This is a genomic window from Achromobacter sp. 77 (genome assembly GCF_020541125.1).
Classification (GTDB): domain Bacteria; phylum Pseudomonadota; class Gammaproteobacteria; order Burkholderiales; family Burkholderiaceae_B; genus Achromobacter; species Achromobacter mucicolens.
In genome coordinates, this window is record NZ_CP059848.1 from 1,163,852 (window position 1) to 1,178,767 (window position 14,916).

Consider the following 14,916-nt stretch of genomic DNA (forward strand, 5'->3'; position numbering starts at 1 on the left):
GACCGCCCCTACAGGATCACTGCATGAAAGCCATTCTTTCGACCCTGCTGGTTTCGTTGGCGATTTGTCTTGGCCTGATGCCGAGCGCCCAGGCGCAAGTCACGGAGGCTACCGTGACGGCCGATGGCCAGGGCATGAGCCGCGAAGAGGCCATTCAGGCCGCGCTGGTCAGCGCGGCCGGGCAGGCGTTTGGCGTGCGCTTGTCGGCGCAGTTCGTGACGCAGAACGTGTCTGTCGATGCGTCCGTGGACAATCAGGATCATTCCACGGTCGTCAGCGCCATGAACAAGAACATTCGCCAGACGCTCAATACGCCGCAAAATGCGCCGATACTCGGTTACGACGTCAACAACGTGGCTGAGTTTCCGGGCCGCGGCTGGGAAGCCACCGTCACGCTGCGCTACGCCAAGTACGAACGCCTGGGCGCGGACAGCAACCGCCGTAGCGTGGTCGTGGTCAGCAACAGCAGGCAGTTTCGTCCTCAGTTGATCCAGACCGTCGGCGAATCGCTGGTGGGCACGCGGCGCTTCGATGTGCTGAATCGGGAAAACGACAGGCTCTTCCAGGATGAGAAGGAGTTCATCCTGGGCGACGCGGCGGCTAATCCCGAGGTCGCCCGCCTGTCGCAGGCCAGTGGCGCCGATTATCTGGTGGTGGCCCAGTTGCAGAGTCTTGGCGTCAGCAACAACCAGCGCGAAACCATTGCCATGACGGGCGAAGTCCTGGTCAACAGCAGCGCCAGCGGCACGCTGCAATTGCAAGTGATCGAGTTCTCTTCCCGCAAGATCAAATGGTCGGGGTCGCAGAAGTTCGGCGGCAACTATGCGGGCGCCACCAGTGTGGGCGCCGATACCCTGAACAAGCTGATCGGCGGCGCTGCCGACAAGCTGGTTGCCCGCATGGTGGATGCGATCTATCCGATGCAGGTCATCAAGGTGATGGGCGATACGGCCATCATCAATCGCGGAGAAGGCGGCATCGCAGCGGGCGACACCTACGCGGTCTTCCTGGTGGGCGAAGAGCTGCGCGATCCGCAGAGCGGAGAATCCCTGGGTGCGATGGAATCCGAAGTCGGGCTGGGGCGCGTCACGGAGGTCAAGCCCAAGTTCTCTTTCCTGAAGATGGCGTCGGGCACCCTGAGCGAAGGCGGCAGTTACATCGTGCGCAAGACCGACAAGAAGGTCCAGGCGCCGGCGGCCGCCAGGCCCGCCCCGAAGCGCGCATCGGCCGCTGCCGAGAAATCCCAGGCCCCGGATCGCGCGAACGTGTTTCTCAATAATTGAGGCGTATCGGCCAGCCAATCCGGAAAATGTTTCCGGATTGGCCTGGAAAACAGATTTCCATGTTGGGAAACAATCGGCCGCCGCCCGGGATCGTCTAGGAAACCGGGCCCATTCCGGCGAAATCCGCGGGTCGGCCGTGCCAAACGCGCGCTTGTGCGCGGGCAGATGCCCGCATACCATATGGCCACCACGCGCCTGCGCCATCCTGCATCCGTTCGTTTGGATAGAACGGTTCGCCGCGCTACCCCGCAAGTTTTCAACGACACAGTGCAGCAGTCGTCTCCAGAGATTGCCATGCTAAATGCGTCCGTCCGGCGCGATATTGCCGAACTGACCCCGCTACCGAATGAACTGAGCGTCCTGCCGCGGATGACGTTTCATGACGCGTGGGCGGCCAGTCCCTTCGACGTCCTGGACTTGAGACCGCTCTCGATCGCGGCGGCGGGCAGCGAACGGGATGTGTATCTGCACCCGGCCGACAGCTCGCTGCTCATCAAGATCATCAATGGCGCGCGCCGCAGCCAGCCGGACCGCAAGCGGGCCTGGTACAAGCGCTTTCAGCGGGATGACGCGCACCGGGTGTTCATCATGGAGACCGTCGAGTACATCGCCACGTCCGCGCGCCAAGGAGCGCACGTGGGCAATGTGCTCATGGCGCGCATCTTTGGCCTGGTGCTGACCTCGAAGGGGTTGGGGCTGGTGGTCGAGCGCATCGTCGACGCCCACGGGAACCTGGCGCCCACCCTGAAAGAGGTGGTGGCGCGGCACGGGTTTTCCCCAGAACTGCGGCATCGCGTGCATGACTTCATCATGGCGCTGATCGATGCGCACGTCATCTTCAACGACGTCAGCGCCAGCAATATCGTCGTAGGCTTCAATGCCGAAGGCCGGGAAGGCCTTTATCTGGTGGACGGCTACGGCTCCAAGCAGCTGATTCCCGTGTATTCGTGGAGCAAGGCGCTCAATGGCCGGCGCATCCTGCGCCGCTACGACACGATGACGAAAAAGCTGCTGGCCGCGAGCGCGCGCCGCCTTTAGGCGCTTAGGCGCTTAGGCGCTCAGCCCTTCAGTCTGTCCGGCACGTCGTCCATGTCGCTGCACACCGCCAGCACCTCGGCCGGCTTTCTGCTCAGCGACAGATACACATGCCCGATACTGCTGTCGAAGTACGCCGATTCCAGGCGGTTCAGCACGACGCTGTCGCCATTTTCAAACTGGATGCGGACCTTGCCCGACAGGACCACGACGAATTCCTGCCCGGGATGGCGGATGTAGTCCTCGAATTCCACCACCTTGCGCGAGTCGATCATGGCGACCATCGGCAGCATCTTCTTGCCGGGGTATTCGCCCATCAGCAGCCGGTAGTGATAGTTCTCGGTGATGTAGTCGCGGGCGTCGCTGAGCCGGTTCTTGACGAAGGTGGGGGCAACCGCGGCCTGCGCGGCGTCGCGCAGCATGAACATGCGGGTCATGTCGATGTCGAGCGCGCGGGCCAGGGCGGCGAATTTTTCGTAGCTGAGGGCGATCTGGCCGAGTTCAGCCTTTGATAGGGTCGATACCGCGATGCCGCTGGCCTTGGACAGCGCCTGCAAGGTCATTTTCCTGGCCTTGCGCTCGGCGCGCAGGCGGGCGCCCATTTCTTCCTTGCCCACGATCTCTGGCGGGGATGTGTTGCCGGTTGGGGCCATGTAGCGGTCTGGCTGATAGGGTTGAAGGCTGGGGCAGGGCCCGCAAGCCCCGCCGCGTGTAGCCGGATTGTAAGGGGTGGGCCGGATCAGGCGGGTGGTTGGGCGCCGGTGCGTTCGACGATCATCCGGTAATGCTCGGGCCGGCGGTGGGCGGCGAAATTGAAGATGTTGGCGCGGTAGTGATCCGACACTGACAGGTCGCAGACGAAATTGATGACCTCGTCGTCCTCGGAAAAGGTGCGCACCATGATTTCGCCGGTGGGCGCGACGATGCAGGACCCGCCGATCATGGGGTTGCCTTCCTCGACGCCGGCCTTGGCTGCCGCCGCCACCCAGCAGGCGTTCTGGTAGGCGCCGGCCTGCAGCGACAGCAGGTGATGGTGCATGCGCAGGTGGATCGGCTCGTTCCATTGCACGTAGCCCGATGGCGTGTTGTAGCCGGCCATGACGACCTCCACGCCCTGCAGGCCCATGACGCGAAACGTCTCGGGCCAGCGGCGGTCGTTGCAGATGCACATGCCGATGGCAGCGTCCGGGGTCTGCCACACGGGAAATCCCAGGTCGCCGACGGCGAAGTACTTCTTTTCCAGGTGCTGCAAGGGCGCGCCGTCGACAGTCTGCGCGTCGCCGGGGATGTGGATCTTGCGGTACTTGCCCACGATCTGCCCGTCGCGGCCCACCAGGATGCTGGTGTTGTACTGCGCGCCGTCCGCGAGCTCGGCGTAACCCAGGTAAAAACCGATGCCCTTGTCGCGCGCCGCGTCGAACAGGGGGCGGGTCAGCGGGCCCGGCATCTCGGTCTCGAAAAATTCCTGCACTTCGCGGGGTTCGTCCAGGGACCAGCGCGGAAAGAAGGTGGTCAGGGCCAGTTCCGGAAACGTCACCCAGGCGGCGCCGCGGCTGTGCGCGTCTTCCAGCAGGTCGATCAGACGGCGCACGACCTGAACGCGGGTGTCGCTGCGCTGCACAGGGCCCAGCTGCGCGACGGCAAGGTGGAGCTTGCGGGCGCTCATGCGGCGTTCCCGGCGGCGGTACGGGCCAGAACGCGGCCGGCGTGCTGGCCGGTGAAGGCCTGCTCCTCCCAGACGGGCGCGCCGTTGACGTAGACCGAATGGATGCCGGCCGCGCGTTCGGTGGGGCGTTCGAAGGTGGCGGCGTCCGCCACGGTGGCCGGGTCGAAGACGACGAGGTCGGCAAAGTAGCCGGGCTGCACCTGCCCGCGCTCGGCCAGCCCGAACTTGGCGGCGGTCAGGCCCGTCATCTTCCAGACGGCGGTTTCCAGCGGGAACAGCCCCAGGTCTCGCGAATAATGGCCCAGCACGCGCGGGAAGGTGCCCCACAGCCGGGGATGCGGGCGCTCGTCGTGGGGCAGGCCGTCCGAGCCGATCATGGTCGGGCCGAACTTGAGGATGCGCTGCACGTCGGGCTCGTCCATCATGAAATAGATGGCGCCGGCCGGTTGCAGGTCCGGGACGACGTCGTACTTGGACTTGCCGCGCTCGGCGGCCACTTCGTCCAGGTCGCGGCCGCTCAGCTCTGGATACGGCTTGCACCAGGTGATGATGGTGCGGCCGGCCAGCAGGACGCGGTCCTGCTTGAGCATCGTGGATCCGGCCACGTAGGGGTAGGCGTCCAGCGAGACATCCTGCTTGGCCATCGCGGCTTCGATCAGCGGCAGGGTTTCGGCGGACCGCCCGAAGTTGGGCTGGCCCATGACCTTGTGATGCGAGATTACGACGGGCACGTCCAGTTCGCGGCCGATGCGGAAGGTCTCTTCCAGCGCTTGCACGATGTGTTCGCCTTCGTCGCGCATGTGCGTGGCGTAGATGCCGCCGTGCGTGTTGAGCGGCCGGCAGACCTCGATGATCTCCTCGGTGGTGGCCTGGGCCGCCGGCGGATAGAACGTGCCGGTGGAGATGCCGATGGCGCCGCTGGACAGCGCGTCGTCGGCCAGCGATTGCATAGCCTGCACTTCGTCGGGCGTGGCGGCGCGCTGCAGGTCGGACATGACGGCCGCGCGCAGCGTCGAATGGCCGACCATGCAGGCGGCATTGACGGCGGCGGGCGTGGCGCGCAGCGCATCCAGGTAGTCGGAGAAACGTTCGAAGCGGTAGGAGCCGCCTTCGTCCAGCAGGTCCAGCGGCGCCGGCGGGCTGGCGTGGGCGTGGGCCAGCGGCGCCAGGCTGATGCCGCAGTTGCCGGTGACGACGGTGGTGACACCCTGCGAGATCTTGGGCGTCATGTCGCGGCGCTTGAGCAGGTAGTTGTCGTCGTGCGTGTGCGAGTCGATGAACCCGGGGGCCACCACCTTGCCCGATACGTCGATGCGGCGGCGCGCGGCGCTGCCACTGAGGTCGCCCACGGCGGCGATGCGGTCGCCGCGCACGCCCACGTCGGCGCGCTGGCCCGGGGCGTTGGTGCCGTCGATGACGGTACCGCCGGCGAGGATGTAGTCAAACGGGGTGGCGTCGGGCTGGGACATGCGGTTCTCCGGCAAGGTGGGATCGGGCAATGGGGGATCAGGCAAAGTGGCAGGCGACCTGCTGTTCGGCGGCGACCTGGCGCGGCTGGGGCGTTTCTTCGGCGCAGCGCGGCTGCGCCATGGGGCAGCGGGTACGGAACGCGCATCCGGACGGGGGCGACAGCGGGCTGGGGATTTCGCCCTTCAGCACCTCGACGGGGTTGCGCTCCCCGTGGCGCGCGGACGGCACGGCCGCTAGCAGGGCCCGGGTGTAAGGGTGGGCCGGACGGTCGAAGATCGCATCGCGGGTGCCGATCTCCACGATCTTGCCCAAATACATCACGGCCACGCGGTGGCTGATGTGGCGCACGACGCTCAGGTCGTGCGAGATGAACACGTAGGTCAGCCCCAGGTCGCGCTGCAGGTCCATCAGCAGGTTGATGACCTGCGCCTGCACCGACACGTCAAGCGCCGACACGGGCTCGTCGCAGACGATGAGCCCCGGGTCCAGCGCCAGGGCGCGCGCGATCACGATGCGCTGGCGCTGGCCGCCCGAGAATTCGTGCGGATACTTGTCGGCGGCGTCGGGCCGCAGGCTGACGCGCGCCAGCAACTGCGACACGCGTTCGCGGATGGCCTCGCGGTCGTGGCCGAAGTTGCGCAGCGGCTCGCCGATGATGTCGCGCACGCGCATGCGCGGATTCATCGACGAAAACGGGTCCTGGAAGATGAACTGCATGCGGCGGCGCATGGCGCGCAGCTGGCTGCTGTTCATCTTGGCGAGGTCTTCGCCCTCCAGCAGGATGCGGCCTTCGGTGGGATCGGTCAGGCGGATCAGGCACTTGCCGGTGGTGGACTTACCGCAGCCGGACTCGCCGACCAGGCTGAGCGTCTGGCCGCGGGGCACCGACAGCGAGATGCCGTCGACCGCGCGCAGCACCTTGGCGCCGCGCCTGCTATCCACGGGAAAGTGCTTCTTCAGGCCGATGACTTCCAGCATGGGCACCGCGGCGGCGGCGGGCACGGAAGACGCGAGGGGAATGTCGTGCAGGTTCATGGCGGGTCTCATGCGTCTCAGGCGGTCAGGGCGGCGGGTGCCGGTGCGTCCTGGCGGGCCCAGCACCAGACGCGGTGGCGGGCGCCCGCGTCGGTCGCGCCGGGCGCTTCCTCGGTGCAGCGCGGCAGGGCCTCGGGGCAGCGCGCCGCAAAGGCGCAGCCGCGCGAGGCGGGTGTGCGCACCGGAACGATGCCGGGCAGCTCGGCCAGCCGCGCGGTGTGGTCCTGCCCGTCGACGAAGTCGGGCAGCGAACGGATCAGCGCCTGCGTGTACGGGTGCTGCGGGCGGTCCAGCACGTCGTCCACGCTGCCTTCCTCGACCTTGCGGCCGGCGTACATGACGATCACGCGTTGGCACATCTGCGCGACCACGCCCAGGTCGTGCGTGATCAGCACGATGGCCGTGCCCAGCCTTGCCTGGATGTCGCGCAACAGATGCAGGATCTGAGCCTGGATGGTGACGTCCAGCGCCGTGGTGGGCTCGTCGGCGATCAGCACCTTGGGCTGACAGGCCAGCGCCATGGCGATCATGGCGCGTTGCCGCATGCCGCCCGAGAGCTGATAGGGATACTCGCGCACGCGGCGCGCCGGGTCGGAGATCTGCACCAGGTCCAGCAGCGCCTCGGCCTGCGTCAGCGCCTCGCGCCGTGACAGGCCCTGGTGCAGCATGAGCGATTCGCTGATCTGCTTGCCCACCGTGATCACGGGATTCAAGGAGGTCATGGGCTCTTGGAAAATCATCGAGATCTTGTTGCCGCGAATGGCGCGCATCGATTTCTCGGGCAGGGCCAGGAGATCGCTGCCGTCGAACTCGATGCTGCCGCTGGCGACGCGGCCGGGGGCGCGCAGCAGCCGCATGATGGACAGCGACGTGACGCTCTTGCCGCAGCCCGATTCGCCAACCAGCCCCAGGGTTTCACCGGGCAGAAGGTCGAACGAGAGCTTGTCGACGGCCAGCACGGTCGTGTCGTCGCCGTCGAAACAGGTGGTGAGGTCTTGCACGCGCAGGACGGGATGGGGTTGCATGTGCGCTCCTACAGCTTCTTGGCCAGGCGGGGATCGAGCATGTCGCGCAGCCCGTCGCCGACCAGATTGACGGCCAGGACGGCCACGCCCAGAAAGAGGCCCGGATACAGGATGATGTGGAACGCCACGGCCACGAAGTTGCGGCCTTCGGCCATGATGTTGCCCCAACTCGGGATGTGCGGCGGAATGCCCACGCCCAGAAAGCTCAGCACGGCTTCGGTCAGGATGGCGGAGGCCGCGATGAACGTGGCCTGCACCATCAGCGGCGCAAACAGGTTGGGCAGGATGTGGCGCATCAGGATCGACGGCACCCGCGTGCCGACCGAGACGGCGGCTTCGATGTAGGGCTGCTCGCGGATGGTCAGGACCAGCGCGCGCACCAGGCGCACGACGCGCGGCACTTCGGGAATGACGATGGCGATGATGACGGTGCCCAGCCCGCCCTTCAGCGTGGCCATCAGCGCAATCGCCAGCAGCACGCCGGGGATGGCCATCAGGCCGTCCATGATGCGCATGATGACGGCGTCGATGCGGCGGAAGTAGCCGGCCATCATGCCCAGCACCACGCCGGCGGCGGTGGAGACGACGGCGACCACGATGCCGACCAGCAGCGAGATGCGGGCGCCCCAGACGGTGCGCGAATAGACGTCGCGGCCCAGCGCGTCGGTGCCGAACAGGTGTTCGGCCGAGGGCGGCTTCATGCGCGCCAGCGGATTGATTTCCTGCGGGTCGACGGTGGCCAGCCACGGCGCGGCCAGCGCGATGGCCGCGAGGATGATGAGGATCGCGCCGCCGGCGTACAGCATGGGATGGCGGCGCACCGACCGGAACGCGCGCCGCAGGCGCGGCCGCGTGGCGGGAAGGGGCAGGGTGGTCGTGTTCATGCGTGGCCTCTTCTCAATAGCGGATGCGGGGATCGAAGAGCCGGTAGCTCAGGTCGACCAGCAGGTTGATCAGCACGTAGATGCCCGAGGCCACCAGCAACACGCCCTGGATGACCGGATAGTCGTGGCGCAGCACGGCGTCGATGGTCAGGCGGCCCAGGCCGGGGATCGCAAACACCGTCTCGGTCACGACGACGCCGCCGATCAGCAGCGCCACGCCGACGCCGATGGTCGTGACAATGGGATTGGCGGCGTTCTTGAGCGCATGCCAGACGATGGGACCGGACGACAGGCCCTTGGCGCGCGCGGTGCGGATGTAGTCTTCGGACAGGGCCTCCAGCATGGTGGCGCGCGTCATGCGGGTCAGCAGCGCCATGTACACCAGGCCCAGCGACAGACAGGGCAGCACCAGGTGGCGCAAGTAAGGCACGAGGCCATCGGCTAGGGGTTTGTAGCCCTGCACCGGCAGCCAGCCCAGCTTGATGGAAAAGCCGTACACCAGGCTGTAGCCGATCAGGAATACGGGCACTGAGAACGCGCACACCGCGCCTACCATCACCAGCCTGTCCAGCCACTTGCCGGCGTTCCATGCCGCCAGCACACCCAGGGGAATTGCCGCCAGCACGGCGAACAGCATCGTGAAGAGCGCGATCGAGATCGTCGGCCCCATGCGCTGGGCGATGAGCTGCGAGACGGGCATCTGCGTGGACATCGACGTGCCCAGGTCGCCCGTGGCGATATGGCTGACCCAGATGACGAACTGCTGCAGCAGCGGCTTGTCCAGGCCCAGGTTCTGGCGGATTTTCTCGACGTCGTCGGCGGTGGCGTTGTCGCCCGCGATCACCGCCGCGGGATCGCCCGGCGACAGGTGTATCAGCAGGAACACCACAACCGCCACGACGGCCATGACGGGTATGACGGCCGCGATGCGGCGCAGGATGAATTTCACGCTGGATTCCCCCCGGCTTGCGGCCGGGCGCGCGCGGCGCCCGGCGTCGGCCTTACGGTTTTTCGATGTTCCACATCACCGGGATGCCGGACTTGACCAGCTCGGTGTGCTTGAGGCCGCGCACGGCAAAGACGGGCTTGAACTCGCCCCACATCACGTAAGGCACCGTCTGGTAGGCGCGCGCCTGGATCTGCGCGGCGATGTCCTTGCGCTTGGCGGCGTCCGTTTCGCGGATCCAGCTGGTGCGCAGGGTGTCCAGGTCCTTGTCGCAGGGCCAGCCCGGCAGGCTGTTGCCGCAGGCGGCGGACAGCCACGGGTTGGTCACCGGCGTGCTGGCGTCGAAGTAACCGCCCCAGGTCAGGAAGATGTTCCAGCCGCCTTGCGCGGGCGGATCCTTCTTCAGGCGGCGTCCGGCAAGCGAGGCCCAGTCCATGGACTGCAGGTCCACGTTCACGCCCGCCTTCTTCATGTTCTGCGCCAGCACCATCACGGCGGGGGCGCTCAGGTGGTCGGTGGGGTACAGCAGCACGACCTTCTCGCCCTTGTAGCCCGATTCCTGCAGCAATTGCTTGGCGCGGGCCACGTCCGGCTTGGCGTAGGGCGCGGCGCCCGCGTCCGTGGCCAGGGGCGAACCGCAGATGTACATGGTGGGGCAGTAGTCGACGCGGTACTTGTCCGGGTAGCCCATCGCGGTCAGCATTTCCTTCTGGCTGACCAGGTGATACAGCGCCTGGCGTGCCAGCGGGTTGTTGAACGGCGGATGCAGGGCGTTGAGAATCACCATGCCTTGCGAGGCAACCGACGTGCTCAGCGTGATGTCGGGATTGGTTTCGAGCACCGGCAGGAAGTCGGGCGTGACCTGTTCGATCATGTCGACCTCGCCGTTCATCAGTGCGGCCGTCGACGTGTTGCCGTCGGGGATGTAGACCCACTCCACGCGGTCCACCTTCACGTTCTTGCCGCCCGCCAGGCCGTCCGGCGCTTCTGACCGCGGCACGTAGGCCGGGTTCTTCACGTAGACCACCTTGTTGCCGGGCACCCATTCATCCCGCTTGAACAGGAACGGACCAGACCCGACCATCTCGGTCACCTGGGTGTTCGGATCGGTGGCGGCCAGCCGCTTGGGCATGATGAAGGGCGGCATGCCGGAGGGTTTGGACAGCGCATCCAGCACCAGGCCGAAGGGCTCTTTCAGGGTCAGCGTGAACGTGTTCTCGTTGGTGGCCGCCAGTTCCGCGCCCGCCGCCATCATGGCCTGGCCCAACGTGTCCTTCTTGGCCCAGCGCTGGATCGAGGCAATGCAGTCCTCGGCCGTCACCGGCGTGCCGTCGTTGAACTTCAGGCCGGGGCGCAGCGTGAACGTCCAGGTCTTGCCGTCCTCGGACTTGGTCCAGGTGTCCACCATCTGCGGCTTGACCTGGCCTTGGCTGTCCTGGGCGAACAGGGTATCGAACACCATGTAGCCGTGGTTGCGCGTGATGTAGGCGGTGTTAAAGAGCGGATCCAGCGTCTTTAGGTCCGCATGCGGCACGAGGCGCAGGGTTTTGGTCTGGGCGAGCGCGCCGGTTGCGGCGCTCATGGCCAGGAGCGCGGCGGCTCCCAGCAGGCTGAAACGTCTGATCATGGATTTCCCCTTGTTGATTCTGGTCTGCCCATCACGGGCGGCTTGGGTGGTTGGTCCTGGGCCTCGGGTCTTACTGTTTGAACGGCCACTTGGGCAGCTTGCGCTTGACGAACGGCAGCGTGTTGAGGTCATTCGTGATGGCGCCGGGCGTCTCGACGTAGATGACGTGGCGGCCCACCTTGGAGTACGAGGCGTAGAAATGCTGCGAGGACTTCACGATGATGAGTTTCATCGCGGCCAGGTCCACGCCGAATTGGGTAAAGAGGTCGGTGCCCATCGCCTGGGTGCGCGAGGTGGTCATCACAAGCGTCACGCCGCGGGTGCGCACGACGGCAACGTCGCCCAGCAGCGCGGGCGTGCCGGCCAGGCCGGTCATGACGGCGTCGCGCTTGAGCGCCAGGATCTCGCAGTCCAGGTCCAGCGGCTGGCCGGACACCGGCGCCACCTTGCCGCCCACGCGCAGCCTGATCTGCGCGCCTTCACCGGCCTCAAAGCACAGCTGCACGGCCACCGGGTCCCAGAACGGGCCCGTGGCGACATCGGTGATACCGCGCGCCAGCACGCGTTCCAGAATGAACGTGGCATCGCTGGGCGCGCCGCCGCCCGCGTTGTCGGCCGAATCGGCCAGCACCACGGGAAATTCGGTGTGCGCCAGCGCCTGGTCCAGCGCTTCGTCGGCGCCGGGGTAGGGCGGCGCAAGCTGGTCGCGGAACCCGATGATCTCTTCGCCCAGCGTGCGCGCCAGCGCCTCGGCCTGCGCGGGGTTGCCGTCGGTATAGACCAGCACCTTCGAGCCCATGTCCGGCGTGTCGCCCCACGGAAAGCCGTGGGCGATGGACACGGACAGCACGCCTTCCTTGCCCTCCATGGCCAGCAGGCGGTCCACGAAGCTGCGCATCGGCTCGCGGCTGGTGTGCATGATGGAAATCATCTCGCAGTCGAAGACCGCACGCGCGGGCTTGATGCGGCCCTCGGCGCGCGCCACGCACAGGTCGACCAGGTCGAAGGCGCGCTCCAGGATGTCGGTGTGGGGGTATTCCTTGAAACAGACCAGGAAGTCGGCGCTCTGGACCATCGTGTCCGTCAGGTGGCAGTGCGGGTCGAGCTCCGCGCCGATCACGGTATCGGGGCCCACGATCTCGCGCGCGCGGCGCAGCAGGTCGCCTTCGCAGTCGTCATAGCCGTCGGCGACCATCGCGCCGTGCAGGCCAAAGAGGGCGATATCGACCTTGCCCGCGCGGCGCAGATCGTCCAGCAGCTCGTCGCGCAGCGTCTCATAGGCGTGTCGGGTCGTGATGCCGGCCGGCGTCGCGCCGGCCGTCAGCCCTTCGATGAGCGTCCAGTCCTTGCCCGCGGCGCGCTGGCGCGCCGCCCACAGCGGTCCCGAGAACATCTGCATGCGGTCCGGATGCTGGCCGGCCGGAAAGTAGCCGCGCGCCCGGTAGGAGGCCAGGCCCGTCGGAATGGGAGAAAAGGTGTTGGTCTCGGTCGCCAGGGACCCGGAAAAGATCTTCATGAATGACGCTCCGCGCAAAAAGTGGGGCTTTAGGGCGCGGGCATCGGGGCGCGCGCTTGGGGGTGTCGCCCCGCCAGGCGCTGCGCCTGGCGGTGTCATGCAATCGAACGGGACAGCGTTCAGGCGGCAGGCGTCGTGGACTGGGCATCGCCCAGCCACGCCTGCACTTCGATCTCGACGTCCACGTCCATGGCCAGCTTGGCCTCGACGGTGGAGCGCGAGGGGAAATCGGAAGAGAAATGGCTGCGATAGGCCTCGTTGAACTGCGCGAAATGCGCCAGGTCGGTCAGCCACACGGTCACGCGCACGACGTCCTTCAGGCTTGCGCCGGCCAGGGCCAGGGTTTCCTTGATGCGGTCGATGGCGGCATGCGTCTGGGTGGCGACGTCGCCGCGCACCACCTGGCCGGCGGCATCCATCGGGATCTGGCCGGACAGGAACAGGAAGCCGCCCGCCTGGGTGGCGCGCGAGAAAGGCAGGGGCAGGGTGCTGGGGTAGCGGGTAATGGCGGTCATTTGGGCAATCTCGGTGTCGTAGGCAATAAGGTCAGCGCAGGCGCTCGGGCCGCACGGCGTCGGCATTGACGCCGTGCGCCTGCAGGTGGTCGGGAATGGGCTGGTGCGTCAGCAATGCGGCCGCCAGCTCGGACGTGGCCGCCGCGGTCTGGATGCCGTAGCCGCCTTGCGCCGCCAGCCAGAAGAACGCCGGCGTGGCCGCGTCCCAGCCCACCACGAAGTCACCGTCGCGCACGAACGAGCGCAGGCCGGCCCAGGTGTGTTTCGGGCGGCGGATGGTCAGCGACGTGGCGGTTTCGATGCGGTAGATGCCGGTGGCGACATCCAGTTCCTCGGGCACCACGTCGTGCGCATCGACCGGATCGGCATTGGCGGGCGAGCCCAGCAACTGCCCCGCGTCGGGCTTGAAGTAGTAGCTTTCGTCCACGCCCACTACCGCGGGCCAGTGCGAGAAATCGACGTCTTCCGGACCGCTGAAGGTGAACGCGGTGCGGCGGCACGGCTGCAGGCCAACGGGGGCGGCGCCGCACAAGCCGGCCGTGTGGTCGGCCCAGGCGCCCGCGGCGTTGACGACGGCCCGCGCGCGGATCTGCCGGCCATCGGCCAGGGTCAGCGTCCAGACATCGTTCTCGAAAGCGGCGCCCGCCAGTTCGGCGTTGTTGTGCAGCACGGCGCCCTGGCGGCTCATCCCGCGCAGGAAACCCTGGTGCAGCGCATGCACGTCGATGTCGCGCGCATCCGGTTCCTCGATCGCGCCGCACAGCTGGTCTTCGCGCAGGCAGGGCACGCGCTTGACGGCCTGGCTGGCGTCGATGAGGGTGACGTTTGGCGACTGGCGGTGGAAGTCTTCGAAGGCGTCCTGCAGCAGATCCTTCTGATCCGGCGTCCCGATGTACAGCACGCCGCGAGGGCTGAGCAGCGGATGTTCGCAGAAGCCTTCCGGCGGATGCTCGTAGAACGCGCGGCTGGCGCGCGTAAGCGCCTTGATCTGCGTGGTGCCGTAGGTCTCCATGAACATGGCCGCCGAACGGCCGGTGGAGTGATAACCGGGTTGGGACTCGCGTTCCAGCACCACCACGGACGCCGAGGCGCTCAGGCGGTAGGCCACGGAGGCGCCGGCGATGCCCGCGCCGATCACGGCAAAATCGTATAGGGTTTCAGCAATCATTTTGTCGGAAGCGAGAATTCTCTTATTTGATAATTCTCGAATACGATAGTTTTTTGACGCGGCGGGGGTAATAGGGGAATGCCCGCATCGGGGCAGAAAGCACGCAATGGGGCGCGGACGCGCGAATCGGGGACGCCGCGCGATGCGGGCGGTTGCTTCAGCCCAGCTTGCCCAGCAAGCCGATCAGCTTGCGCCGCTCTGCCGCGCCCAGATTGGCGCTGATGCGCGCGTCGTGGGCCTGCACGGCCTCGGTGATGGCGGCCAGCGCATCGTGGCCGGTCTGTGTCATGGCCAGCGCGTACGCGCGCCGGTCGTGCTCGGCCTCCTGGCGTTCCACGTAGCCCAGGTCCTGCAGCTGGTTCACGATCTGCACCGCGCCCGATCGCGCAATGCCCAGGATGCGGGCCAGGTCGGTGAGCTTGAGGTTTTCGTTCGCGGCGATCAGCGTCAGCGCCGAGTACCGCTGCGGCGTGATGTCCCACGGCGCCAGCGCGGCCAGGAAGTCCTCGTAGATCAGGATCTGCGCGCGCCGGATCGCGTAGCCGACCAGGTCGTCCAGTGCGCCGTACTGAACGCCCGGCACGTGCGGATCGAAGTGTTCGCCACGGGCCGCGGGGCGGCGAGGGCGTTGGACGGATGCTCTGGACATGGGGGCGGATCGCGGACGGGGCCTCAACACTAATGCAGGCATTGTCGCCGCGCCACCGGATTGCGGGAAATCCCTCGTGCGGAACGCGGGGTAATTT

General features: G+C 66.8%; 14 protein-coding genes. 2 read left to right on the forward strand and 12 right to left on the reverse strand.

The features are described from left to right. Positions 1-23 precede the first annotated feature (23 nt). Both H4P35_RS05265 and H4P35_RS05270 read left to right on the forward strand, forming a co-directional pair. Entirely contained in the window at positions 24-1,283 is a 1,260-nt protein-coding gene (locus H4P35_RS05265; protein WP_226848351.1) for a hypothetical protein, read from the forward strand. A 294-nt stretch (positions 1,284-1,577) separates the two neighbouring features. Beyond that, a complete protein-coding gene (locus H4P35_RS05270; RefSeq protein ID WP_217617767.1) occupies positions 1,578-2,321 on the forward strand; it encodes a YrbL family protein in 744 nt (247 codons plus the stop codon). Between the two features lie 20 nt (positions 2,322-2,341). Here H4P35_RS05270 and H4P35_RS05275 read toward each other — a convergent pair whose 3' ends face one another. The 12 genes from H4P35_RS05275 to H4P35_RS05330 all read right to left on the reverse strand — a co-directional run bounded on the left by H4P35_RS05275 (position 2,342) and on the right by H4P35_RS05330 (position 14,819). Then, positions 2,342-2,971 carry a helix-turn-helix domain-containing protein gene (locus H4P35_RS05275; RefSeq protein ID WP_056321556.1) on the reverse strand — a complete coding sequence of 210 codons (630 nt, stop codon included), beginning with the start codon at positions 2,969-2,971 and terminating at the stop codon, positions 2,342-2,344. An 86-nt stretch (positions 2,972-3,057) separates the two neighbouring features. Continuing rightward, a complete protein-coding gene (locus H4P35_RS05280) occupies positions 3,058-3,984 on the reverse strand; it encodes an N-carbamoyl-D-amino-acid hydrolase (RefSeq protein ID WP_152383623.1) in 927 nt (308 codons plus the stop codon). Then, positions 3,981-5,453: an amidohydrolase family protein gene (locus H4P35_RS05285; protein ID WP_226848352.1), complete on the reverse strand. Its 1,473-nt coding sequence runs from the start codon at positions 5,451-5,453 to the stop codon at positions 3,981-3,983. Before H4P35_RS05285 ends, H4P35_RS05280 begins: the two co-directional genes overlap by 4 nt. A 37-nt stretch (positions 5,454-5,490) precedes the next feature. Further along, positions 5,491-6,489, reverse strand: coding sequence for an ABC transporter ATP-binding protein (locus H4P35_RS05290; RefSeq protein WP_226848353.1), 999 nt, complete (start codon positions 6,487-6,489; stop codon positions 5,491-5,493). Between the two features lie 17 nt (positions 6,490-6,506). Continuing rightward, complete coding sequence (locus H4P35_RS05295) at positions 6,507-7,514, reverse strand: ABC transporter ATP-binding protein (RefSeq protein ID WP_152383625.1); 1,008 nt, start codon at positions 7,512-7,514, stop codon at positions 6,507-6,509. Between the two features lie 8 nt (positions 7,515-7,522). Continuing rightward, entirely contained in the window at positions 7,523-8,398 is an 876-nt protein-coding gene (locus H4P35_RS05300) for an ABC transporter permease (RefSeq protein ID WP_180098977.1), read from the reverse strand. Between the two features lie 13 nt (positions 8,399-8,411). After that, positions 8,412-9,347: an ABC transporter permease gene (locus H4P35_RS05305; protein ID WP_056321574.1), complete on the reverse strand. Its 936-nt coding sequence runs from the start codon at positions 9,345-9,347 to the stop codon at positions 8,412-8,414. A gap of 52 nt (positions 9,348-9,399) precedes the next feature. Next, positions 9,400-10,971 (reverse strand): ABC transporter substrate-binding protein, encoded by a 1,572-nt coding sequence (locus H4P35_RS05310; RefSeq protein ID WP_226848354.1) that lies wholly within the window; start codon positions 10,969-10,971, stop codon positions 9,400-9,402. A gap of 70 nt (positions 10,972-11,041) precedes the next feature. Then, positions 11,042-12,487: a M81 family metallopeptidase gene (locus H4P35_RS05315; protein ID WP_226848355.1), complete on the reverse strand. Its 1,446-nt coding sequence runs from the start codon at positions 12,485-12,487 to the stop codon at positions 11,042-11,044. Positions 12,488-12,606: 119 nt separating this feature from the next. Beyond that, on the reverse strand, positions 12,607-13,002 hold the full coding sequence (locus tag H4P35_RS05320) for a RidA family protein (RefSeq protein ID WP_152383630.1): 396 nt from the start codon (positions 13,000-13,002) through the stop codon (positions 12,607-12,609). A 31-nt stretch (positions 13,003-13,033) separates the two neighbouring features. After that, positions 13,034-14,170, reverse strand: a complete 1,137-nt coding sequence (locus H4P35_RS05325) for an FAD-binding oxidoreductase (RefSeq protein ID WP_152383631.1) — start codon at positions 14,168-14,170, stop codon at positions 13,034-13,036. Between the two features lie 157 nt (positions 14,171-14,327). After that, entirely contained in the window at positions 14,328-14,819 is a 492-nt protein-coding gene (locus H4P35_RS05330) for a MarR family winged helix-turn-helix transcriptional regulator (protein WP_180098982.1), read from the reverse strand. Between the last annotated feature and the right edge of the window lie 97 nt (positions 14,820-14,916).